We start from the raw sequence: 23,332 nt of genomic DNA on the forward strand, positions 1-23,332 counted from the left end.
AAAAACCGGAGAGTGGTGTATCAGCTCTCCGGTTTTTTTAAAGAGGGCGATGATCAATGAATTCTACGATCTACAAAAAAAAATCACCGTTGGCGGTATTTCTGATTCCCGCATTCTTATTTATGGCTGTGTTTCTGTATTATCCTTTTGCCATGAATATTTACAACAGCTTTTGCAATATCACCGGGCTCGGCACGGCGGCAGAGGGGTTTAATTCCCCCTGGTATCTGAATTACGGAAAGCTTTTTCAGGATCCGATTATGAATACGGCGCTGGTCAATACCATGCTGCTTATGCTTTTGACAATCATTTTTCAGGTTGGGATTGCTTTATTGCTTGCTTTATTGATCGATAACATCAAAAAGGGCACCCAGTTTTTCAGAACCGTGTACTTTTTCCCGATTGTCATTTCCGCAACGGCTCTGGGACTTTTATTCAACCTGATTTTTTTATATGACGGCGGCATGGTCAACCAGCTGCTGATGAAGTTCGGCATGACCGATATGATCGATTGGAAGGACGAAGCACATTTTCTGTTTACCATGATGACTCCGGTCATGTGGCAGTATGTCGGATTTTATTTCGTCATCATCGTAACCGGCCTGAATAATATTTCACCCGACATTTACGAAGCCGCGGAGATTGACGGCGCAAGCGGGTTCAACCGTGTCCGCTACATTTCGCTGCCGCTCCTGCACAATGTTCTGATTACCTGCCTGATTCTGGCAGTCACCGGAGCGCTGAAGGTGTTTGACCTGCCCTGGGTCATGATGGGCGCAGGTATGCCGATGGATCAATCGTGGCTGACCGGAACTTATATGTATAACCAGACCTTTACCATGGGCGATGTGGACTACGGTTCCACCATTGCGATTGTGATTGTTGTGATCGGCGTAGTGGTTTCTCAGGTTGCAAACCGAATCTTCAAAGAGAAGGATTATTAGGGGAGGGGAAAAGATGCGAACAGCAGATACACGGGAGCCCGCACGGTCACACGGTGTCCGGCGCAGGGTACAGCCGGGGAAAGTTCTCATTTACCTTGTTCTTTCCTTTTGGGCGGTTACCACCATTTACCCGTTTCTTTGGGTCATTATGAACTCGTTTAAGGTAAAAGGGCTGATTCGGTCCGATTCTTTTTCTGTTCCGATGGGGGACAGCTTTACATTTGATAATTATAAGACGGCCTTCAGCCGTGTGGATATTTTCGGAGCATATAAAAACAGCCTTATCATTTCGGTCGCAGTTACCGTCGTTGTCGTACTGCTGGCCGGATTTGCGGCGTACGGCATGGCACGCTATCAATTCCGGGGAAGAAACGCCCTGCATTCCCTGATCATCGCGAGTATGATGTTCCCGGTTTTCTCCACCATCATCCCGGTTTTCCGTATGATGTTTGGCTGGCACATCGTCAACACGAACAGCGTAGCGCTTTCTCAGCTGAGTGTCATTTTACCGCAGATTGCAGGGAATCTTTCTTTTGCAATCGTCGTTCTCATGGGATTTATCCGAGGGCTGCCGGTTGATCTGGAGGAAGCGGCTTATTTGGAAGGATATAATATTTATCAGATCTTTTTTAAAGTGATCGTTCCGATTGCAAAGCCGTCCTTTGCCACCGTTGCCATTTTCACCTTTCTGTGGTCATATAATGATCTTTTCACACAGATGTTCTTTTTACGGTACAAGGATGCCTTTACGATCACACGGCTGCTCAATGAAATTACTTCGATTGCCGGTGTGAATTACGGTTTGATGGCGGCCGCGGTTGTTTTGGTCGTTGTACCCGTACTTGTCGTTTATGTATTCCTTCAAAAAAATATTATCAAAGGGATGACCGCCGGGGCAATCAAAGGATAAAAATTTTATATTACAGCAATTCCATTTCAGTTGCGGGACAAAATACGTTCCTCCCCGCCGAGGGCGGGGAGGAACGCAGCCTTACTGCAGAATCGACTGGAAATGCTGTAGAATCTTGTGCTTTATACAGAACGGGTATATTTTTTGTAAACTCCAGAAAATATACCCGATTTTTCTGTGTTCTGTGCTATAATTTCAGTATGATGATTCGGAGGCATTCAATATGTATAAAGTAATTATTATTGATGATGAAGATATTATTGTGGAAGGCCTAAAAAAGGTGGTCGATTGGGCGAAATATGACTGCGAGGTAGTCGCCACCGCGTCGGACGCAAAGTCCGGTGCAAAAGCGATCCGGGAAAACGATCCGGATATTCTGTTTACGGATATCAAAATGCCGAATATGGATGGGCTCACCATGCTGGCCGGGCTGAAGGGGGAATTTCCCGACCTGCAGATCACCGTACTCACGGGATACCGGGACTTTGAATATGCGACGCGTGCAATTCATATCGGTGTAACGAGATTTTTGCTGAAGCCTTCTAAAATGAATGAACTGGAGGAAGCGCTTCAGGTCATGACGGAAAATCTGCGAAGGCAGCAGAAGGGGATTCCGGAATCAAAAGAGAAGCCGGCGGAAGAATTACACGAGACAAACGCGGCAAACAACTTTATCGTACGGGGCGCTCTAAACTACATAGGAATTCATTATGCAGAGAAGCTGACGCTTACGGAGCTTGCGGAAAAGGCATATGTGAGCCAGTGGTATCTCAGCAAGCTGCTGAACAAATATACCAATAAGAGCTTCTGCGACCTGCTGAACGAAACCCGGATCAAGAAAGCGGAAGAACTGCTGCAGAACCCTTCTTTGAAGATTTACGAAATTTCGGATGTACTGGGATTCAACGACGTCAATCATTTTTCACGGGTCTTTAAAAAAATCAGGCAAATGTCGCCCAACGAATACCGCAACGCCGTATGTAAATAATGATACGGCGGCAGCTTTTATAAATGAGAGGACCGGATCGGTCTATAGAAACATCTGCACAAAAGACTGAAAGGAGATCATCAGATTGCAAGAAATAGAGAATCGAAGGAGCATTCGCAAATATCAGAACCGAAAGGTTGAAAAAGAGAAGCTGGTTCAAATACTGGAAAGTGCCAGGCTGGCGCCCTCCGGAAGCAATACGCAGCCATGGACGTTCCTGATTGTGGAATCGGAGGATACGAAAGAGAAGCTGGCTGCTGTCGACCATCATCAGACGTGGATGACGGCAGCTCCGATTTTGATTGTGTGCGTGGCGGATATTCGCTGCCGTATTCCCATGGATACCGAGATCCGTCTGGATGAAAACAGCGCTGAGCCGGAGCTGAAGCACATTATCCGGGATACTGCAATTGCGGTCGAGCATATATTGCTTGAAGCGGAGCATCAGGGACTGGCGGCCTGCTGGACAGGCTGGTTTGAGCAAGATGACGTCAGGCCCATTCTGAACATACCGGAGGATAAATATGTGTGCGGTATCCTTCCGCTGGGATATGGCGATGAGACGCCGGAACAGCGGCCGAGAAAAGCAATGGAGGAAATCGTGAGATATGAAACATGGTGACGATGCAGTGATTGCCTCGCAAGGAATACAGAAGCATTGAAATTTTAGCTCCTGTCCCGGGAAACTGTACAGGAGAATAGATCCCGTCGGGCTTGTCCCGGACCGCCACAGCTGGCGTCCGGAACAAGCCCTTTTTTAGCGTATTCCACTTTCCACCGCGGCTTCACCCATCCGGAGTCCTTTCGCTTATTCGGTCATAGTTTGAATAGAGAACAACCAAGTTTAACTTGTTACAGTACAACTTGTACATACAAATAAGCAAAGTAATGTTCAAAAATAATTAAATTTATATTGACAAGTTTAAATCTTTGGTATATATTGTAGATATAAACAGCGCGTGTTAGGAATATAAACTGTGTATTTGTTATATTTCCGCTAAAAATAGCGGTATTATAAAAAGTTGTATTAATAACATGTAAGGAGCGAGAGAAGAATGAAAAGGATCAAAAGATTGATGGCGATTTTTCTTACGGCGTGTATGCTTTTGGCAACCGCGGCGTGCGGCTCTGCACCGAGCACATCGCAGGCGGCAAATGCCCAGCCGGCTGCTTCTGACGAAGCGCAGCCTTCCGCGGCGGCAAACGGACAAAAAGTCGGTGTGGCAATGCCGACCAAGTCCTCCGAACGTTGGATCCGTGACGGGAACAACATGAAAGAGCAGCTCGAAAAGCTGGGTTACACAGTTGATCTGCAGTATGCGGAAGACGATGTTCAGGCACAGGTTTCTCAGATCGAAAATATGATTACGGGCGGCGCGAAGTGCCTGGTGATCGCCTCCATCGATTCCAGCGCTCTGGTAAATGTCCTTGCGGAAGCAAAGAAAAACAACATTCCGGTCATCGCATACGACCGTCTGCTGATGGACACCGACGCGGTTTCTTATTATGCAACCTTTGACAACAAGGGCGTAGGCACACTGATCGGCCAATACATAGAAGAAAAAATGGGCCTGAAAGAAGGCAAGGGTCCTTTCAACATTGAACTGTTCGCGGGTTCTCCCGACGACAACAACGCGCACTTCCTCAACACCGGCGCAATGGAAGTCCTTCAGCCTTATGTCGACAGCGGCAAGCTGAACGTTGTTTCCGGCCAGACCGATTTTGACAAAATCTGTACTCTCCGCTGGTCCCAGGAAACCGCTCAGAAAAGAATGGAAGACATTTTGTCCGGCTATTACAGCACCGGCAAAAACGTTGACGTTGTTCTGAGCCCGTTTGACGGCATTTCCTACGGTATTGCGGCCGCTCTGGAAGGCGCAGGCTACAAGGTCGGCACAAAGTGGCCCGTCATCACCGGACAGGACGCCGAAACAATGGCCATTAAGAACATCAAGTCCGGCAAACAGACCATGACGGTCTTTAAGGATACCCGTCTGCTTGCGTCAAAGTGCGTTACCATGGTTCAGGCCGTGATGGAGGGCAAGCAGCCGGAAATCAACGACACCAAATCCTACAACAACGGCAAGCTGGTCGTTCCGTCCTATCTGTGCACACCTGTTGCCATTACGAAGGACAATATCCAGAAAGAGCTGATCGATTCCGAGTATTATAAGGAATCCGATATTTCCTGATTCGTTCAAGCTTGAAAATTTGGGCGGCAGTGTCACAGCTGTCGCTCAACCTATTAATACCACAGGAGCGAGGTGCGTAGCATGGCTGATGTCATCCTGGAAATGAAGCATATCACGAAGGAATTTTCCGGGGTAAAGGCCCTGGATGATGTAAACCTTACGGTGGAACGAGGCGAGGTTCATGCCCTTTGCGGCGAAAACGGAGCCGGGAAATCCACCCTGATGAACATATTGTCCGCGGTTTACCCCTACGGCGATTATTCCGGTGAAATTATTTATAACGGCGAGGAATGCAAATTCCGCGACATTCGGGACAGTGAGCGGAAGGGGATTGTAATTATCCATCAGGAGCTTGCCTTGAGCCCTTATCTTTCCATCGCGGAAAACGTATTTCTGGGCAACGAAATTACGAATGTAAAAAATGTGATTGATTGGAGCCAGACAAGGCAGAAGGCAAAGGAAATTCTGGAAAAAGTCGGCCTTTCCGACGAAAACGTAAACTTGCAGGTCAATAAGCTGAGCGTCGGCAAGCAGCAGCTGGTCGAAATTGCGAAAGCGCTGGCCAAAAAGGTGGAACTGCTGATTCTGGACGAACCCACCGCTTCCCTGAATGATGAGGACAGTAAAAAGCTGCTCAATATTATCCTGGGGCTGAAAGAGCGCGGAATTACCTGCATCATGATTTCTCATAAGCTGAACGAGCTCAGTCAGGTAGCGGACAATATTACCGTCATCCGCGACGGCAAAACGATTGAAACGCTGAAAAAAGGGCAGGACGATCTGAACGAAGACCGGATCATTAAAGGAATGGTCGGCCGTGAGCTGACGAACCGCTATCCTCCCCGCGAAAGCAAGCCGGGCGAGGTTGCGTTTGAGGTCAAAAACTGGACGGTACACCATCCGGACGACCCCGGACGCGTCATGCTCAAGGATGTCAATTTCAATGTCAGGAAGGGCGAAGTGGTCGGTTTTGCGGGACTGATGGGCGCCGGGCGCACGGAGCTCGCGATGAGCATTTTCGGAAGATCCTACGGAAGCAAAATTTCCGGCGATCTCTACAAGGACGGAAAGAAGCTTGTCCTGCGCGACGTTCAGGATGCGATCCGGAACGGAATCGCCTACGCTTCGGAGGACCGGAAGAGCTACGGGCTGGTTCTGATCAACGACGTTCGCTGGAACATGACGCTTTCGAGCCTGCGCGACCGTTTTTCCAGGCATTGGGTCATTGACCAGAACGAAGAAATCGTGGCTGCCGAAGAATACCGCGGAAAGCTCAATATCAAAACGAATTCCATCCGGCAGATCACGGGTTCGCTCTCCGGCGGAAACCAGCAGAAGGTCGTTCTTTCCAAATGGATTCTTGCCAACCCAGACGTCCTGATTCTGGATGAACCGACGCGCGGAATCGATGTAGGGGCGAAATATGAAATTTATGAGATTATCAATGAACTTGCAAAGGCGGGGAAGGCGGTTATCTTTATTTCCTCCGAGATGCCGGAGCTTCTCGGCGTCTGCGACCGGATTTATGTTCTGAACCAGGGCGAAATAGCCGGGGAATTGGATAAGGGAGATTTTTCTCAGGAAATGATTATGAAAATCATTATGTCACATACCAGAAGGGAGAAGCAGGCGATATGAGTACGTCAAGTCTTGCAAAGAAAAAATCCGGCAGTACAAATGCAAAGCAATACGGAATGCTGATTGCCCTCATTTTGATTTATTTTATCTTTAATCTGCTTTCGGGCGGGAAAAATGTCAGCCCGATGAACGTGAACAATCTGATTATGCAGAACAGCTACGTTGTCATCCTTGCGGTCGGCATGCTGCTTTGTGTATTGACCGGCAATGTCGACCTTTCCGTCGGCTCCGTGGTTGCCTTCACCGGCGCCGCGTGCGCCATTATGGTTCTGGACCTTCATCTTCCCATTGCCGTTGCGTTTGTGGTGATTCTGCTGTGCGGCCTTCTGGCAGGCGCGTGGCAGGGGTTCTTTATCGCGTATCTGAATGTTCCGGCATTCGTCGTGACCCTTGCAAACATGCTGATTTTCCGCGGCCTTACCATGGTGATCCTCGGTGGTCAGACAAAGGGCCCCCTGCCTACGGATTACGTACAGATCGGCGCAGGCTATCTTCCCGAAATCTATACCTATATCGGCGGCCAGAAGATTGAACTGCTTTCCATTCTGGCCGGTGTGGTCGCCTCCCTGATCGTCATTTATCTGGAAATCCGTTCCATCAACAAGAAAAAATTCTACGGATTTGAAGTGCCTGCCGTATGGCAGGAGATCGTGAAGCTTGCCGTTATTATTTTGATTATTAACTTCTTTACCATCAAGCTTGCCTGTTACAACGGACTTCCGGTTGTTCTTGCGCTGATGCTGGTACTGATTATTATCTACACCTTCGTTACCAACAACACGGTTCCCGGCCGCCAGATTTACGCGGTGGGCGGCAATGCGAAAGCGGCAAAGCTTTCCGGTATCAAAACCCAGCGCGTGATGTTCTGGATTTACGTGAGCATGGGCCTGATGAGTGCTTTGGCCGGCATCGTCCTCTCCGCCAGAAACGCGTCCGCCACGCCGAAAGCGGGCGACGGCTTCGAGCTTGACGCCATCGCATCCTGTTACATAGGCGGCGCGGCCGCACTTGGAGGAAGCGGCACCATTATCGGTGCGGTCGTCGGCGCTCTGATCATGGGCGTACTGAACAACGGGATGTCGCTGATCGGCTGGTCCGTCGATATCCAGAGAGTCGTGAAGGGCCTTGTCCTTCTGGGCGCTGTCACAATCGACTTGATTTCGAAAAAGAAGGCTTCCTGATTTGTCTGCCAGTGCTGTTTAGATGTATTGACAATTTATACAAGGTTCATGTATCATAATTTCAAAATATAACGGAAAAAGGAAGGCAGCACTGCGATGGAAATGCCAAAATATATGACTCTGGTCACTTGGATCAAAAATAAAATCGAAACGGGAGAGCTCAAATACGGGGAAAAGCTGTATTCCGAAAACGAGCTGGGCGCAATGTTCGGAATCAGCCGGCAGACGGTCCGTCAGGCAATCAATATTCTGGTGCAGGACAAATATCTTGAAAGCAGGCAGGGCAGCGGCACCTACATCATTTTCAACGCGTCGGCCAAACGGGAACCCACTATGACCATCGGTGTGGTCACCACCTATGTGGGCGCGTATATTTTTCCTCAGATTATCCGCGGCATTGAAAATGTATTGACAACAGCCGGGTACTCCATGCAGCTTGCCTTTACGCACAACAAGGTTCAGAACGAAAGCAGAGTCCTGCGCTCCATGCTGGAAAAGGGTGTGGACGGGATGATTATTGAGCCGACCCAGAGCGGCCTGCCGAATCCGAATTCTGAGATTTATGAGGAAATCCAGCGGCAAAGGATTCCGGTGCTGTTTATCAACAGCAGTTATCCGGGCATTAAGATACCGCATGTATCCATGAACGACCGCACGGCCGGCCTGATTGCCGCGCAGTACCTGATCGATGCGGGTCACAAGCGGATTGCGGGCATTTTTAAGTCGGATGACCACCAGGGGCATTTGCGCTATGCCGGGTATTTGGATGCCCTGCTGAAAGCGGGGTATGAAATCCATGATGAAAACGTGCTCTGGTATTCTACGGAGGATATTCCCGACCTTACGCAGTTTGCGGAAATCGTCCTGCGGCGTGTAAAAGACTGCACCGCTCTGATTTGCTACAACGACGAGATCGCCATGCAGATGGTGGACATTATGAAGAAAAACGGCATTGCGGTTCCGGATGACCTGTCTCTGGTAAGTATTGATAATTCCGATCTTGCGGATCTTTGTGAGGTTCCGTTTACCTCGGTCGCACACCCCATGAATGTGCTGGGCGAAACCGCGGCGCGAAACCTGCTGCACCTGATTCAGGACCATGCATTTAAGGCCACGGTCGATTTTGAACCGACGATCGTAGAACGCAAGTCCGTCAGAGTGCTCGAATAAGACAGAAGACAGAAAGGGGCTGAGAAGCCTTTCTGTTTTCGACAAAGTTGTACGTACATTTTTTACGATGGAGGATGTTGTTATGTCAAAATATACAATAGGAGTTGACTATGGCACACTTTCCGGCCGGGCGGTTCTGGTGGATGTTCATACCGGGAAAGAACTTGCTTCTTCCGTTTACGAGTATCCTCATGGGGTAATGGATAAAAATCTGCCGGACGGAACGCCGCTCGGCCACGACTGGGCGCTGCAGGACGCGCAGGATTACCTTGACGTGCTGGCAAATACGGTTCCGGCCATCCTCAGGGAATCCGGTGTGTCCCCGGACGATGTGATCGGAATCGGAACGGATTTTACGGCCTGCACCGTTCTGCCGGTCAAGGCGGACGGAACGCCGGTAAGCTTTCTTCCGGCGTACAGAAACCGCCCGCACGCCTATGTCAAGCTCTGGAAGCACCACGCCGCGCAGGATAAGGCAAACCGCCTGAACGAAATCGCGGCGGCGAGAAACGAGCCGTGGCTGAAAAACTACGGCGGAAAAATTTCTTCCGAATGGGCGATTCCAAAGATCTGGCAGATCATTGAAGAGGACCCCGAAATCTATGACGCGATGGATCGTTTCATCGAAGCGGCGGACTGGATTATCTGGCAGCTCTGCGGAAAAGAGACCCGCAATTCCTGCACCGCGGGCTACAAGGAAATCTGGAACAAGCGCACGGGCTTCCCCTCCGATGACTTTTTCAAGGCCCTTCATCCAAAGCTGGAGCATGTGGTGGAGGAAAAGCTCTCCCGTGACATTCTTCCGCTCGGGGACAGGGCGGGCACGCTGACCCCGGCGGCGGCAAAGCTCACCGGCCTGAGGGAGGGCACCGCGGTCGCCGTCGGTAATGTGGACGCGCATGTGTGCGTGCCCGCGGTCGGAATCGACGGGCCGTCCAAAATGCTGGCCATTATGGGCACCTCCACCTGCCATATTATGATGGGCGAAGAGGAGCACCAGGTGCCGGGAATGTGCGGCGTGGTAGAAGACGGCGTCATGCCGGGCTATTTCGGCTATGAGGCCGGGCAGTCCTGTGTAGGGGACCATTTCGCGTGGTTTATCGACAACTGCCTGCCTGCTTCCTATTGGGAAGAAGCGAACCGGCAAAACAAAAATATTCATCAGTACCTGCGGGAAAAGGCGGAAAAGCTGCGCCCCGGGCAAAGCGGCCTGCTTGCTTTGGACTGGTGGAACGGAAACCGTTCGGTTCTGGTCGACGTCGACCTGAGCGGTATGATGGTCGGAATGACGCTCCGGACCAAACCGGAGGAAATTTACCGCGCGCTGATTGAGGCGACCGCCTACGGTACGCGTATGATTATTGAAAATTACCGTGAGCATGGCGTTCCGGTCGAGGAGTTTTACGCTTCCGGCGGGATTTCACAAAAGGACCCGATGACCATGCAGATTTACGCGGATGTAATTAAAATGCCCGTGAAGATTGCGGGTTCCCTTCAGGGGCCCGCGCTCGGTTCCGCCATTTTCGCTTCCGTCGCGGCGGGAAAGGAAGCCGGCGGCTACGACAGCGTGTTTGAAGCGGCCCGCGCAATGGGAAAAATCAAAGACACCGTCTATGCTCCGATCCCTGAAAACTCGGAGCGTTACGATGCGCTGTTCCGGGAATACCGCACCCTGCACGACTATTTCGGGCGCGGTGAAAATGATGTGATGAAGCACCTGAAAGCAATGAAGCAAAAATAATCTTTAAAATTAGGAATAATCGGAGGATACATATGTCAGCTTTAAAAAAATACGAATTCTGGTTTGTGGTTGGAAGCCAGGACCTTTACGGAGAAGATGTGCTGAAAACCGTCGATCAGCATTCCAAAACGATGGTAGACGAGTGGAACGCGGACCCGTCCATTCCCTGCACCCTGGTTTTTAAGCCCGTGGTGCGCAATTCCGATGAAATCTATAAGGTGATCACAGAGGCAAACAACGCTCCCCGGTGTGCGGGCATTATTACCTGGATGCATACCTTTTCTCCGTCAAAAATGTGGATTCGCGGCTTTTCCGTCCTGCAGAAACCGCTGCTTCACATCAATACCCAGTTCAACCGCGACATCCCGTGGGAAAGCATCGACATGGATTTCATGAATCTGAACCAGTCCGCCCACGGCGACAGGGAGCATGGGTTTATCCTTGCGCGTATGCGTATTCCGCAGAAGGTCATTTCCGGCTACTGGAAGGATGCCGGGATGCGTGACCGTATTGCTCGCTGGATGCGCGCGGCGGTCGGCGCGTTTGAAAGCCGCGGGCTCCGCGTGCTCCGTATCAGCGACAATATGCGCGAAGTGGCCGTAACGGACGGCGACAAGGTGGAGGCGCACATCAAATTCGGCTGGCAGGTCGACCATTACGGTATCGGCGATATCATCCGCATGGTGGAAGCCGTTACCGAGAAGGAAATCGACGCCCAGATGGAGCAATACGCCGAGGTTTACGATATGGCAACGGAGAATCTCGAAGCCGTGCGCTATCAGGCGCGGGAAGAGGTTGCGCTTCGGAAGTTCATGGAAGAAGAAAAGTTCGGCGCTTTCCACACCAATTTTCAGGATTTGCAGCAGCTACGCCAGCTGCCCGGTCTCGCCGCGCAGGATTTGATGCGCCTGGGCTACGGGTTCGCCGGGGAAGGCGACTGGAAAACCGCGGCGCTCTGCCGCATTATGAAGCTCATGGCGGCCGACTGCACGGGCGGTACGGCGTTTATGGAGGATTACACTTACAACTTTGACCCGGAGTGCGGCATGAACATGGGCGCCCATATGCTGGAAGTGTGCCCGAGTGTCGCCGCGGAACGCCCGAAGATCAAGGTGGTTCCGCTTGGAATCGGCGACCGCGAGGACCCGGCGCGCCTGACCTTCAAAGCGAAATCGGGTCCGGCGGTGCTTGCGACGATTATTGATATGGGCGACCGGTTCCGCATGATTGTCAACGATGTGGAATGCCAGGAGCAGGTTCACGAAATGCCAAACCTCCCGGTGGCCGCCGTTCTCTGGAAGCCGCTCCCAAGCCTTGAAACCTCCGCGGAAGCGTGGATTTACGCGGGCGGCGCGCACCATTCCGTCATCAGCTATTCGCTTACGGCGGAAGAGCTGCGTGATTTCGCTGAAATCATGGATATTGAATTTATTCACATCGGCAGAGAAACCGAGATCAACGAGCTTCGCAAGGAACTTACCTGGAACGATCTGATCTGGAAGCTCAAAAAGTAATCCGGAAGGGATGAGGACGAATGCTGGAAGAATTGAAGGAACAGGTCTGCGAGGCGAACCGTCAGCTCCCCGCCCACAATCTGGTGGTGTTCACCTGGGGGAATGTTTCCGGAATCGACCGGGAATCCGGGCTGTTTGTCATTAAACCCTCCGGCGTGGAATACGACAGGCTCAAACCGAAGGATATGGTCGTGATGAGCCTGAACGGGGAAAAGGTAGAGGGCGACCTGAATCCCTCCTCCGACACGCCGACGCACTGCGTCCTGTATCGGAATTTCTCCGCGATCGGCGGAATTGTCCATACCCACTCCCGATGGGCGACCATCTGGGCGCAGGCGGGACAGTCCATTCCGGCTTACGGTACCACGCACGGCGACTATTTTTACGGGCCGATCCCCTGTACCAGAAAAATGACCCCGGAAGAAATCGCGGGCGCCTATGAAACGGAAACCGGCAATGTAATTGTGGAAACATTTCAAAAAGCGGATCCCGCCAATATCCCCGCCGTCCTGGTGCATTCCCACGGGCCTTTTACCTGGGGCAGGGACTGCTTTGAGGCGGTGCACAATTCCGTAGTGCTGGAAGAATTGGCCATGATGGCCTGGCACACTCAGGAGATGGCCGAGGCCCAGGATGGACCGATGCAGCAGGAACTGCTTGATAAGCATTTCTTGCGCAAGCATGGTGCGCACGCGTATTACGGACAAAATCGCTAACAAGAACCTTTTTCAATACTTTCCTCCCTGGCCATGGCGAATTCGCCATGGCCTTTCTTTTTAGGTTGCTTCGGAAACAGAATCAGGTTGCCCGCCGGGGACGCCGGTTAGGGGAGTCCATAAAAGTACAGTTTCATGCGAGGGAAGCCGGAGATATTAGGACATCAGAATCAGGCGCTTTATGACGGTACCGCGCAAACGATTGCTTAATTTCCCGTTGCAGAACCGGAAGCATTAGGGTATTATAAAATAATACTATACATATCAATTATATATGTATTAAGAGGTAAGGGTGATACTCATGCTGAACAGAAGCAACCTGCGTATCCCGGTTCGTTTTCGATGTTGCACGGATTTGGAAGGATAGATCATGTGATGCGGCAATCACCTCCAAATCCGGTTTGCAAACAATCTAAAACGATGAAATGAGGGATATTTCTATGAAACATACATTTTCTTTCAGAAAAACACTGGCTCTGGCAATCGCCCTGGCCACGGTTGCGGGAACTCTGGCCGGCTGCGCCGGAAATAATTCTTCCGCGGCCTCTTCCGTAAATTCTTCCGCGTCCGCCGCGTCTTCCGCCAAGCTGGTGGCCATCTCCAATGTTTCCTACGACCCTACCCGCGAGCTTTACGAGCAGTACAACAAGCTTTTCCAGGAATACTGGGAGAAAGAGAAGGGGCAGAAGGTGGAAATCACCCAGTCCCACGGCGGTTCCGGCAAACAGGCCCGTTCGGTGCTGGAAGGCAACGAGGCCGACGTGGTTACGCTGGCGCTTGAGGGTGATGTGGATGAATTGCGCAAAGGCGGCCTGATTGAGGACGGCTGGGTGAATGAGTTCCCGAAGAACAGCGCACCCTACACCTCCACCATCGTCTTTTTGGTCCGCAAGGGCAACCCCAAAAATCTAAAGGATTGGGACGATCTTGTGAAATCCGGCGTGGAAGTCATCACCCCCGATCCCAAGAGCTCCGGCGGGGCACGTTGGAATTTTCTGGCGGCCTGGGCATATGCGGATAAGAAATTCGGCGGAGACGAAGCCAAAGACCAGGAGTTTTTGAAATCGCTGTACGCCAACGTGACCGTGCTGGATTCCGGAGCCCGCGGCGCCACCACCACCTTTGTGGAAAACGGGCAGGGAGATGTGCTGCTGGCCTGGGAGAACGAGGCCTTCCTTTCCCAGAAAGAGCATCCGGATGATTTTGAGATCATCACCCCGTCCCTGAGCATTCTCGCCCAGCCGTCGGTCGCGGTAGTGGATGCCAACGCCAAAAAGCACGGTACCGAGGAAGTTTCCAAAGCGTATCTGGAATACCTTTATTCGGACGATGCACAGCGCCTGGAGGGTAAAAACTACTACCGCCCCTCCAACCCCGACATTCTGAAGGAATTCGGCGACACTTTTAATCTGAATATCGAGATGGTCAACATCGACGACGATTTCGGGGGCTGGGAAAAAGCGGCCGGGAAGTTCTTTGCGGACGGTGCGATCTTTGACCAGATTTATAAAAAATAGTGATTCCTTTACGATTACCGATCATAGGGGGCCTGCATATGTTTCCTCTGAAAAAGCGTTCCAGAAAGCGACAAAATAATATCATACCGGGTTTTCGGCTCTCCATGGGGATTACCGTCACCATGCTCAGCCTGATTGTGCTGATTCCCCTGTGTTCGGTTTTTTTGACCCTTTCGGGTACGACCTTCGCTGATTTTTGGCGGGTGATCACCGACAAGCAGACGGTGGCTACCTATCGGGTGAGCCTGTCCTGCGCGGCCATTGCCGCCGTGGTCAACGCGGTTTTCGGGATTCTCCTCGCGTGGATTCTGACCCGCTATGAATTCCCGTTCCGGCGGGTGCTGGACGGCCTGATCGAACTGCCCTTCGCCCTGCCCACCGCGGTGGCCGGTATCTCGCTGACCACCCTGTATTCCGACAAAGGGTGGATCGGCCGGTTGTTTGACCGGATCGGCGTCAAAATTTCTTACACGACCGCCGGTATTGTGATTGCCATGATTTTTATCGGCATCCCCTTTGTAGTGCGCTCTATCCAGCCGGTGCTGGAAAAGCTGAACCCGCAGTACGAGGAAGCGGCCTTGGTGCTGGGGGCCAGCCGCTCCCGCATCTTTTTTAAGGTGGTGTTCCCGGAAATTCTGCCCGCCGCCCTGACCGGGTTCGGGCTGGCCTTTGCACGCTGTATCGGGGAATACGGCAGCGTGGTGTTTATCGCGGGGAACATCCCCTATAAAACGCAGATTACGCCGCTGATTATCATGAATAAGCTGGAACAGTTCAACTACGCCGCCGCCACCTCCATCGCGCTGGTCATGATTGTATTCGCCTTTGTTCTGCTGTTCGGCATCAATCTGATCCAGGCCAGAATCAATAAAATCGCAAGGGGGTAAACCGGATGAAACAAAAAATGATCAAAGGGACCCTCATCCTGCTGGGAGGGACATTTCTGGTCGTTATGCTGGTCCTGCCCCTTGCCACCGTGCTGGTCTATGCCCTGCGGCAGGGCTGGGAGACCTTTTCCAAGTCCATTACCGACGAGTACGCGGTCAAGGCGCTGCAGCTGACTCTGCTGACGACCGGGATTACGATTGTTGTCAACACGGTGTTCGGCATCTTCGCGGCGTGGACGATCACCAAATTCCGCTTTCGGGGAAAGCAGACGCTCACCACCCTGATCGACATTCCCTTTTCCATTTCGCCCGTCATCGCGGGGTTGGTGTTCATTCTCGTGTTCGGTCGGATCGGCTGGGCCTATCCGCTTTTGGAAGCGATGAATCTCAAAATTGTGTTTGCCGTGCCCGGCATCGTGCTGGCCACGATTTTTGTTACCTTCCCCTTTGTTTCCCGCGAGCTGATTCCTTTGATGCAGGCTCAGGGCAATGAAGAGGAGGAGGCCGCCGCGCTGATGGGGGCCAAAGGCTTCTCCATTTTCCGCAGGGTCACTTTTCCCCATATCAAATGGGCGCTGTTATACGGCGTGATTCTCTGTACCGCCCGGAGCCTGGGCGAATTCGGCGCAGTATCGGTGGTATCCGGACATCTGCGGGGCAAAACCAACACCCTCCCGCTTCATGTGGAGATTCTGTTCAATGAATTCCAGCTAACGGCCGCCTTTGCCGTTTCCTCCATTTTGGTCCTGATCGCGGTAATCATCCTCATTCTGCGCAATATCGTAGAACACCGCATCAAGAGAGAAAAGAGGTAAGCAATATGTATGTGGAGCTTCAGAATATCAATAAAAAATTCGGTGGGTTTCAGGCGGCGGACAATGTCAGCTTTTCCATTGAACAGGGCAAACTGATCGGGCTGCTCGGTCCTTCCGGCAGTGGAAAGACCACTCTCCTGCGTATCATCGCCGGGCTCGAAACGCCGGACAGCGGCACCATCGTCATTGACGGCCAGCGGGTAAACGACCTGCCCGCCAGCGAACGGGGAATCGGCTTTGTGTTCCAGAATTATGCGCTTTTTCGCTACATGACGGTGTTCGACAACATTGCCTTTGGGCTTGAGGTGCAGAAGAAAGACAAGGCGTATATCAAAGAGAGGGTCGGTGAGCTGATTCGGCTGATTGGGCTGGAGGGCCTGGAAAAACGCCGCCCGCACCAGCTTTCCGGCGGGCAGAAGCAGCGGGTGGCCTTCGCCCGCGCGCTGGCGCCAATGCCCCATCTGCTGCTGCTCGACGAACCCTTTGCCGCCATTGACGCCAAGGTCCGCAAGGAACTGCGCACCTGGCTGAGAGAGACCATCAACAAGGTGGGCATCACCAGCATCTTCGTCACCCACGACCAGGAAGAGGCGGTGGAGGTTGCGGATGAAATCATCATCACCAACAAAGGGCGAATCGAGCAGATCGGAACGCCGGTAGACATTTACAAGAATCCCGCCACCCCCTTTGCCTCAAAATTCATTGGGGAATCGATCGTCGTGGAAGATTACGGCAGGTTCCACGGGTTTGAAACCAATGAAGGCTATGCCACAGCCGTGCTCCGGCCCGAATTTGTGCACGTCACGAAGGTGGATAAGGAGCTTTATCCCCACGCCTCGGAGCGCGGGACGGTGGAAGACATTTTCTTTCGCGGCAATGTGCTGGAGCTGCGGGTGAACGTCGGCGGCGAAAAGCTGATCGCCTACCGTTCTCTGGAGGACGACCCGCTCACCGTGGGCGAGGAGGTCAGCGTTTTGATTTACCGGCTGTATCTCTATAACGACCGGCAGGTCCAGCTGGTGGAAAACGCATCCTTAAATAACGAACAGACATTTTACATTTAAAGCCGCCTTTCCCCGCGGGCGGACGATTCCCGGCAGCAGCGAAATCCCGGCCCTGCCGGTCGGAACGGCGCCGCTGAGCCGGCTGACTGAAAGTGTTCCGCCACAAACTAAGCTGTACAAAAATGCACCTTGATTTGGCTTGTCGTCAGCCGTACCAAGGTGCATTTCTGATTTTCAGGCGGTTCTGGGAAACGCTGCCGCATTTCGGCGCTGTTGTACGCGGGGAAACGTCATATGCAGATTTCTGCGTTTAAATTTGCAACGCTCTCCCGGATCGCCAGCTTGTTCGGCAAAAAAATTTTCAAAGGCAGCCTGTGCCGTTTCTGGATTCTGTTGATGAGAATCTGCACCGCCACATTTCCCATTTCGACGATGGGCATCCCTACGGTAGTCAGCATCGGGGAAACGTATCCGGACAGTTCAATATTATCCATGCTGATGACGGAAAGCTGTTCCGGGACCTTGATTTTCGCCTCTGTAAAACGGCGCAGGGCGGCGATTGCGACCATGTCGGTTGCGCAGAAAACTGCGGTGGGAAGCGGACTTGCTGTTCTGAGCAGATGCTCCGCCCCCTGATATCCTCCGGCTCCGTTTTGCGGGCAGTTGCTGATCAAGCCTGCGGAGCAATCCAGCCTATGTTCGCGGAGCGTATCGAGATACGCCCGATATCGGACCTCGTTTGCAATCTCGCCAATATAGCCGATCCGCCGGTGACCGCAGGAAATCAGGTGCTTCATCGCAATCTGTGTCGCCTCGTATCCGTCGCAGATGACCTGATCGCAGCCGGCGGAGATGATGTTGCGGCCCACGTAGACAAGGTTCCGATAGTGCTTTTCCAGGAAGCCGATATAGTCGCTGCTGAACCGTCCCAGAACGATGGCTCCGTCCGCTTTGAACAGCTCGATTTTCTCCGGCACGATCGTTTTGATATCGAAAACCGAATAGGAAAGCCGCACGGGATAGCCCCATTCCATCGCCTGCTGTTCGATGACCCTTGCGAGCTGCGCAAAAAAAGGATCGTCGTCGATTGTTTTCGTTCTGCCCAAAATGCAGGCTACCGCACCGGCAGGCGCTTTGGGCGCCCTCGTTCTTCCCTGCTTCAGCTCCCGGGCGCTCTGATTGGGCGTGTAGCCTGTCTCCCTGATAATCGACCAGACCCGGTCCCGAACTTCCTTGCGGGCAAAGCTGTCGTCCGGGGAGTTGATAATCCGTGATACGGTCGAAACAGACACCCCGGCTTTTGCTGCGATTTCTTTCAATGTCAACTGGATTCCTCCTTTCCGTTCATAAATACATATTAAAATTATATGTTTAATATAATACTTGTTTTCCATCAAAATTGCAAGCGGAAAACCGGAAAACGTTTGCGCTGATTTGCGCTTTGAATGGTACAGATTTTTTGTGTAACGTTTGCGGAATCGGCGCTGGCTTTTTCGGCGTATCCCGCGTATAATAATCAATATCATATTAAATATGTATGTAAAGTAGGTAATTAAGATGGATTTGGAAATCAGAACGCTGACCACGGATTTTCTGATTATCGGCGGCGGCACGGCGGGCTGTTACGCGGCGCTGACCTTCTGCGAAGCGTCCGGCGGCAGCGTGCTGATCGTCGAGAAGGCGGATATCGAACGCAGCGGCTGCCTGGCTGCCGGAGTCAATGCCATCAACGCCTATATCGTGCCGGGGAAAACGCCCCAGGATTATGTGGATTATGCCCGTGCGGACGCACAGGGGATTGTCCGGGGCGATCTTCTGCTGACCATGGCCGAGGGGCTGAATCGCACGGCTGCCAGAATGGAGTCCCTGGGGCTGACGATCCTGAAGGATGATCAGGGACGGTATGCGGCCCGCGGCAGCCGCAATATCAAAATCAACGGCGAGAATATCAAGCCGATTTTAGCCGCAGCCGTTGCCGCTCAGCCGCGGATCACCGTGCTGAACCGGGTGAATGTGTTTGAGTATATCGTCAGGGACGGCCGGATTTTCGGGGCTTATGCAATCGGCGTCGACGAACCGGTGCTCTATGTGATTTCGGCCAAAGCCGTGCTTTGTGCCACCGGCGGCGCGGCGGGGCTGTACCGGCCCAACCACCCCGGTTTTTCCCGCCATAAAATGTGGTATCCGCCTTTCAATACGGGTGCGGGCTACGCCATGGGCATTCTTGCCGGGGCGGAAATGACCACCTTTGAGATGCGCTTTATCGCTCTGCGCTGCAAGGACACCATTGCCCCGACCGGGACGCTGGCGCAGGGGGTGGGCGCAAAGCAGATCAACGCGCTGGGCGAGGGATACGAGCAGAAATACGGCATTACCACCTCCCAGCGGGTGCATGGCACGGTGATGGAAAATCTGGAAGGGCGCGGCCCCTGTTATCTGCGAACCGTGGGAATCACCAAAGAGCAGGATGAGGATCTGCAAAAAGCCTATCTCAATATGGCCCCCAGTCAAACCCTTCGGTGGCTGGAAAGCGGCCGGACGCCGGGCGTGCAGAATGTAGAGATCGAGGGTACCGAGCCGTATATCGTCGGCGGGCACACCGCCAGCGGGTATTGGGTGGACACCAGCCGCGAAACCACGATCAAAGGCCTGTTCGCGGCAGGGGATGTGGCCGGAGGCTGCCCGCAGAAATACGTTACGGGTGCGTTTTTGGAAGGGGAGATCGCGGCGAGAGCGGCGGCAGCCTATATGGACGATCAAACAGCCCCTCCCGATCCGGGGGATGTCAAAGAAAAAAAACGATGGCTGGAGGGCTTTCTGAACCGCCCCGCGGTGCCGTACGGTACAGACGAGCTGGAAGAAGCCATGCAGTCCGTGATGGACGAATACGCGGGCGGAATCGGCGCTCATTACCGTTTTTCAGAGAAATCCCTGCGCATAGCCGCTGATAAAATCTGTGAGCTGGAACGGAAAACCGAATTGCTGGCCGCTTCGGAGATGCAGGAGCTGGTTTACCTGTTGGAGCTGCGCGAGCGCCTTACACTCTGCAAATCGGTGATCGCCCACTTGGGCGCGCGAAAGGAAACCCGCTGGCACAGCTTCGCCGAAAATACCGATTACCCGGAAAGCGGCGCCGAGTGGAACTGCTATGTCAATTCCCGGCTGGAAAACGGGCGGCTGAACATGATTTTCAGGCCGCTTGTGCGGGAGGGAGACGCGTATGAGCATTGAAATTACCGCGGCAAAATGTATCGGCTGCGGGCGGTGCCGCAAAGTCTGCCCCGGCAGCCTGATCCGCCTGGACAAAACGGGGAAAGCGGTGATCCCGCGTGCCGAAAGATGCTGGGGGTGCGCTTCCTGCGTAAAGGAATGCCCGGTACAGGCGATCGCCATGTTTCTGGGGGAAGATATGGGCGGTCTCGGCGGCCGGCTTACCGTCCGGCGGGAAAACAACCTGCTGCACTGGACGGTCACGAATCCGGACGGCAGCGCCAAAACCCTCACGGTGGACAGCCGCGATTCAAATAATTATTAGGAGTGAACTCCATGCCACTGACGCACTTAGATAAACTGGAGGCCGAGGCCATCTATATTTTCCGGGAGGTAGCCGCGGAATGCGAGCGGCCGGTCATGCTCTATTCCATCGGCAAGGACTCGTCGGTCATGCTCCATCTGGCCCTGAAAGCCTTCTATCCTGAAAAGCCGCCCTTTCCCTTTCTGCACATCGACACCAGCTGGAAGTTTCATGAAATGATTGAATTCCGGGACAGGCGGGCAAAGGAACTGGGCATCAATATGCTGGTTCATCGCAATGAAGACGCAATCGCCCAGGGAATCAACCCGTTCGACCACGGCGCGGCCTATACCGACATCATGAAGACGCAGGCGCTCAGGGATGCGCTGACCCAATATCAGTTTACGGCGGCTTTTGGCGGCGGACGGCGCGACGAGGAGAAGTCGCGCGCTAAGGAACGGATTTTTTCTTTTCGCAATGAACATCATGCCTGGGACCCCAAAAATCAGCGGCCCGAAATGTGGAAGCTTTACAATACCCGGATCAACAAAGGCGAAAGCATGCGGGTATTCCCCATTTCCAACTGGACGGAAAAAGATATCTGGCAATACATACGCCGTGAAAATATTGAGATCGTGCCGCTGTATTTTTCTGCCGAGCGCCCGGTGGTGTACCGGGACGGCAATATCATTATGGTGGACGACGACCGGATGCGCCTGTTTCCGGGAGAAAAGCCGCAGATGAAAAAGGTGCGCTTCCGCACTTTGGGCTGCTACCCCCTTACCGGCGGGGTAGAATCCGAGGCCGACACGCTGGACGCGGTGATTGCCGAAACGCTTGCCGCCGTGACCTCCGAGCGTACCAGCCGGGTCATTGACAACGAAGAGGCGGGAAGCATGGAACGGCGCAAACGGGAGGGATATTTCTAATGAGCAATGCGGAAAACGGACTTCTAAAATTTATCACGTGCGGCAGCGTGGACGACGGAAAATCCACCCTGATCGGGCATATCCTTTACGATTCCAAGCTGCTGTACACCGATCAGGAGCAGGCGCTGGTCCTGGACAGTCAGGTGGGCAGCCGGGGAGGGAAAATCGACTACTCCCTCCTGCTGGACGGCCTGATGGCCGAGCGCGAGCAGGGAATCACCATTGACGTGGCATACCGCTACTTTACCACGGACCGGCGCAGCTTCATTGTGGCGGACACCCCCGGTCATGAGGAATACACCCGGAATATGGCGGTGGGGGCGTCCTTTGCCGATTTGGCGGTGATTCTGGCGGACGCTTCTCAGGGCGTGCTGGTACAGACCCGCCGTCACGCCCGGATCTGCGCCCTGATGGGCATCCGGTATTTTGTGTTCGCGGTAAACAAAATGGATTTGATCGGATATGATGAAAAACGCTTTCTCGAGATTTCCGGGGAGATCGGAAAGCTCCGGGCGGAGCTGGGGCTGGAAAACGCGGTTATCATTCCCGTTTCGGCCACCGAGGGCGACAATGTCACCCAGCATTCCGGCAAAATGGCGTGGTATCGCGGCGAGACCCTTTTGGAGCATCTGGAAACGGTGGACATTTCGGGGGGCGCGCCGGAAGCCGGGTTCTATATGCCGGTACAGCGGGTCTGCCGTCCGGACCACAGCTTCCGCGGCTTTCAGGGACAGATTGAAGCCGGAAAAGTCGCGGTCGGCGATCTGCTGACCGCCCTGCCCAGCGGCGAAGCCGCGCTGGTCAAGTCAATTCATATCGCGGATAAACAGGCGGAGGACGCGGCTCTGGGCCAGCCCGTCACCATTCAGCTGGACCGCGAGGTGGATGTTTCGCGCGGCTGTGTGCTGGCCAGAAACGCCGAACTGAAAACGGCAAAATCCTTCTCGGCCACCCTGCTTTGGATGGATGACCAGAAGCTGGTTCCCGGAAAGGATTACTGGATCAAGCTGGGGACGAAGCTGCTCCCCGCCATTGTTACGGGAATCCGCCATAAGGTGGACGTAAACAGCGGCGCGCTGCTTTCCGCCAGCTCGGTTACCAAAAATGAAATCGTCCGGTGCGAGATCGTGCTTTCCGAACCGGCGGTGCTGGATGAATTCCGTCTGCACAAAACGCTGGGCGAGCTGATTTTAATTGACCGGATCACCCACGCCACCGCCGCCTGCGGCATCATTGAGGCCGCGGGGGACGGAAAGCGGGACGGCGTTTTCCTGCGCGACGGCTCCGACAAGCTGAAAATCAACCTTTTCGACCGTTTTTACTATCATGCGGACGTCCATACCGTTCTGCGGCACAGCCCTTCGCCGGTCACCTATGCAAAGGGGGATGCGCTGCCCCTGCAGAGCGGGGCCTTCGAATATCCTGCCGATTTCGATCTGGCGTCCGACTTTGGCTTTGCCAATATCCGGGGCGGCATTTTTGCCGGATTTGGTTCACGTGAACGCCGATACCCTCTCCTGGACGCAAATGGCATCGAATTGGAAACAAACCCGCCGCGGGACTTTGGAAAGTACCGCAGGGTGATGGTTTGGGAGAAAGATTATGAGATTTAGCATAAAGCCGCTGCACGGCGGCATGGCGGAGCGATTCTCACCCTCCGGCCGGATTCCCG

At 53.2% G+C, this 23,332-nt stretch carries 20 protein-coding genes; 19 read left to right on the top strand and 1 reads right to left on the bottom strand.

The features are described 5' to 3' along the window. Nucleotides 1–56 precede the first annotated feature (56 nt). The 15 genes from LY85_RS13720 (at nucleotide 57) to cysA (ending at nucleotide 17,277) form a co-directional block, all read left to right on the top strand. Complete coding sequence (locus tag LY85_RS13720) at nucleotides 57–944, top strand: sugar ABC transporter permease (protein WP_141827089.1); 888 nt, start codon at nucleotides 57–59, stop codon at nucleotides 942–944. Between the two features lie 13 nt (nucleotides 945–957). Continuing rightward, nucleotides 958–1,854: a carbohydrate ABC transporter permease gene (locus LY85_RS13725; protein WP_141827090.1), complete on the top strand. Its 897-nt coding sequence runs from the start codon at nucleotides 958–960 to the stop codon at nucleotides 1,852–1,854. A 223-nt stretch (nucleotides 1,855–2,077) separates the two neighbouring features. Beyond that, a complete protein-coding gene (locus tag LY85_RS13730; RefSeq protein ID WP_141827091.1) occupies nucleotides 2,078–2,842 on the top strand; it encodes a response regulator in 765 nt (254 codons plus the stop codon). A gap of 85 nt (nucleotides 2,843–2,927) precedes the next feature. Continuing rightward, the gene (locus LY85_RS13735; protein WP_141827092.1) at nucleotides 2,928–3,464 is read left to right on the top strand and encodes a nitroreductase family protein; all 537 of its coding nucleotides are present in this window, start codon (nucleotides 2,928–2,930) and stop codon (nucleotides 3,462–3,464) included. 433 nt (nucleotides 3,465–3,897) lie between these two features. After that, entirely contained in the window at nucleotides 3,898–5,034 is a 1,137-nt protein-coding gene (chvE, locus tag LY85_RS13740; protein WP_141827093.1) for a multiple monosaccharide ABC transporter substrate-binding protein, read from the top strand. A gap of 81 nt (nucleotides 5,035–5,115) precedes the next feature. After that, entirely contained in the window at nucleotides 5,116–6,672 is a 1,557-nt protein-coding gene (mmsA, locus tag LY85_RS13745; protein ID WP_038322457.1) for a multiple monosaccharide ABC transporter ATP-binding protein, read from the top strand. Continuing rightward, the gene (gene mmsB / locus LY85_RS13750; protein ID WP_141827094.1) at nucleotides 6,669–7,853 is read left to right on the top strand and encodes a multiple monosaccharide ABC transporter permease; all 1,185 of its coding nucleotides are present in this window, start codon (nucleotides 6,669–6,671) and stop codon (nucleotides 7,851–7,853) included. The genes mmsA and mmsB overlap by 4 nt, the downstream gene beginning before the upstream one ends. 96 nt (nucleotides 7,854–7,949) lie before the next feature. After that, nucleotides 7,950–9,023 (top strand): GntR family transcriptional regulator, encoded by a 1,074-nt coding sequence (locus tag LY85_RS13755; protein WP_141827095.1) that lies wholly within the window; start codon nucleotides 7,950–7,952, stop codon nucleotides 9,021–9,023. An 82-nt stretch (nucleotides 9,024–9,105) separates the two neighbouring features. Continuing rightward, a complete protein-coding gene (locus LY85_RS13760) occupies nucleotides 9,106–10,764 on the top strand; it encodes a ribulokinase (RefSeq protein ID WP_141827096.1) in 1,659 nt (552 codons plus the stop codon). Nucleotides 10,765–10,796: 32 nt separating this feature from the next. Continuing rightward, on the top strand, nucleotides 10,797–12,278 hold the full coding sequence (gene araA / locus LY85_RS13765; protein WP_141827097.1) for an L-arabinose isomerase: 1,482 nt from the start codon (nucleotides 10,797–10,799) through the stop codon (nucleotides 12,276–12,278). A 20-nt stretch (nucleotides 12,279–12,298) separates the two neighbouring features. Continuing rightward, a complete protein-coding gene (araD, locus tag LY85_RS13770) occupies nucleotides 12,299–12,994 on the top strand; it encodes an L-ribulose-5-phosphate 4-epimerase (protein ID WP_141827098.1) in 696 nt (231 codons plus the stop codon). Nucleotides 12,995–13,434: 440 nt separating this feature from the next. After that, entirely contained in the window at nucleotides 13,435–14,511 is a 1,077-nt protein-coding gene (locus LY85_RS13775) for a sulfate ABC transporter substrate-binding protein (RefSeq protein ID WP_141827099.1), read from the top strand. A 38-nt stretch (nucleotides 14,512–14,549) separates the two neighbouring features. After that, nucleotides 14,550–15,398 (top strand): sulfate ABC transporter permease subunit CysT, encoded by an 849-nt coding sequence (gene cysT, locus LY85_RS13780; protein ID WP_141827100.1) that lies wholly within the window; start codon nucleotides 14,550–14,552, stop codon nucleotides 15,396–15,398. Between the two features lie 5 nt (nucleotides 15,399–15,403). After that, nucleotides 15,404–16,213, top strand: coding sequence for a sulfate ABC transporter permease subunit CysW (gene cysW / locus LY85_RS13785; protein ID WP_141827101.1), 810 nt, complete (start codon nucleotides 15,404–15,406; stop codon nucleotides 16,211–16,213). 5 nt (nucleotides 16,214–16,218) lie between these two features. Further along, entirely contained in the window at nucleotides 16,219–17,277 is a 1,059-nt protein-coding gene (gene cysA, locus LY85_RS13790; protein WP_141827102.1) for a sulfate ABC transporter ATP-binding protein, read from the top strand. Between the two features lie 230 nt (nucleotides 17,278–17,507). On the opposite strand, the gene LY85_RS13795 is transcribed toward cysA, so the two are convergent. Then, complete coding sequence (locus LY85_RS13795) at nucleotides 17,508–18,542, bottom strand: LacI family DNA-binding transcriptional regulator (RefSeq protein WP_141827103.1); 1,035 nt, start codon at nucleotides 18,540–18,542, stop codon at nucleotides 17,508–17,510. Between the two features lie 232 nt (nucleotides 18,543–18,774). On the opposite strand from LY85_RS13795, the gene LY85_RS13800 reads away from it, so the two are divergent. The 4 genes from LY85_RS13800 to LY85_RS13815 are packed head-to-tail and all read left to right on the top strand — an operon-like array spanning nucleotide 18,775 to nucleotide 23,273. Then, nucleotides 18,775–20,448 carry an adenylyl-sulfate reductase subunit alpha gene (locus LY85_RS13800; protein ID WP_141827104.1) on the top strand — a complete coding sequence of 558 codons (1,674 nt, stop codon included), beginning with the start codon at nucleotides 18,775–18,777 and terminating at the stop codon, nucleotides 20,446–20,448. Next, entirely contained in the window at nucleotides 20,438–20,752 is a 315-nt protein-coding gene (locus LY85_RS13805; RefSeq protein ID WP_141827105.1) for a 4Fe-4S binding protein, read from the top strand. The genes LY85_RS13800 and LY85_RS13805 overlap by 11 nt, the downstream gene beginning before the upstream one ends. Nucleotides 20,753–20,763: 11 nt before the next feature. Beyond that, a complete protein-coding gene (gene cysD / locus LY85_RS13810; protein ID WP_141827106.1) occupies nucleotides 20,764–21,660 on the top strand; it encodes a sulfate adenylyltransferase subunit CysD in 897 nt (298 codons plus the stop codon). Next, complete coding sequence (locus LY85_RS13815) at nucleotides 21,660–23,273, top strand: GTP-binding protein (RefSeq protein ID WP_141827107.1); 1,614 nt, start codon at nucleotides 21,660–21,662, stop codon at nucleotides 23,271–23,273. The genes cysD and LY85_RS13815 overlap by 1 nt, the downstream gene beginning before the upstream one ends. The last annotated feature ends 59 nt before the right edge of the window (nucleotides 23,274–23,332 follow it).

The organism is Clostridium sp. KNHs216, from assembly GCF_006714885.1.
In the GTDB taxonomy this organism is placed as follows: domain Bacteria; phylum Bacillota; class Clostridia; order Oscillospirales; family Acutalibacteraceae; genus Caproiciproducens.

Coding starts and splice junctions, on each gene's coding strand:
- chvE (WP_141827093.1), top strand. CDS start 3,898: ATGAAAAGGATCAAAAGATTGATGGCGATTTTTCTTACGGCGTGTATG.
- LY85_RS13755 (WP_141827095.1), top strand. CDS start 7,950: ATGGAAATGCCAAAATATATGACTCTGGTCACTTGGATCAAAAATAAA.
- mmsB (WP_141827094.1), top strand. CDS start 6,669: ATGAGTACGTCAAGTCTTGCAAAGAAAAAATCCGGCAGTACAAATGCA.
- mmsA (WP_038322457.1), top strand. CDS start 5,116: ATGGCTGATGTCATCCTGGAAATGAAGCATATCACGAAGGAATTTTCC.
- LY85_RS13805 (WP_141827105.1), top strand. CDS start 20,438: ATGAGCATTGAAATTACCGCGGCAAAATGTATCGGCTGCGGGCGGTGC.
- LY85_RS13725 (WP_141827090.1), top strand. CDS start 958: ATGCGAACAGCAGATACACGGGAGCCCGCACGGTCACACGGTGTCCGG.
- LY85_RS13815 (WP_141827107.1), top strand. CDS start 21,660: ATGAGCAATGCGGAAAACGGACTTCTAAAATTTATCACGTGCGGCAGC.
- cysW (WP_141827101.1), top strand. CDS start 15,404: ATGAAACAAAAAATGATCAAAGGGACCCTCATCCTGCTGGGAGGGACA.
- LY85_RS13730 (WP_141827091.1), top strand. CDS start 2,078: ATGTATAAAGTAATTATTATTGATGATGAAGATATTATTGTGGAAGGC.
- araD (WP_141827098.1), top strand. CDS start 12,299: ATGCTGGAAGAATTGAAGGAACAGGTCTGCGAGGCGAACCGTCAGCTC.
- LY85_RS13800 (WP_141827104.1), top strand. CDS start 18,775: ATGGATTTGGAAATCAGAACGCTGACCACGGATTTTCTGATTATCGGC.
- cysA (WP_141827102.1), top strand. CDS start 16,219: ATGTATGTGGAGCTTCAGAATATCAATAAAAAATTCGGTGGGTTTCAG.
- LY85_RS13760 (WP_141827096.1), top strand. CDS start 9,106: ATGTCAAAATATACAATAGGAGTTGACTATGGCACACTTTCCGGCCGG.
- LY85_RS13720 (WP_141827089.1), top strand. CDS start 57: ATGAATTCTACGATCTACAAAAAAAAATCACCGTTGGCGGTATTTCTG.
- LY85_RS13775 (WP_141827099.1), top strand. CDS start 13,435: ATGAAACATACATTTTCTTTCAGAAAAACACTGGCTCTGGCAATCGCC.
- cysT (WP_141827100.1), top strand. CDS start 14,550: ATGTTTCCTCTGAAAAAGCGTTCCAGAAAGCGACAAAATAATATCATA.
- cysD (WP_141827106.1), top strand. CDS start 20,764: ATGCCACTGACGCACTTAGATAAACTGGAGGCCGAGGCCATCTATATT.
- araA (WP_141827097.1), top strand. CDS start 10,797: ATGTCAGCTTTAAAAAAATACGAATTCTGGTTTGTGGTTGGAAGCCAG.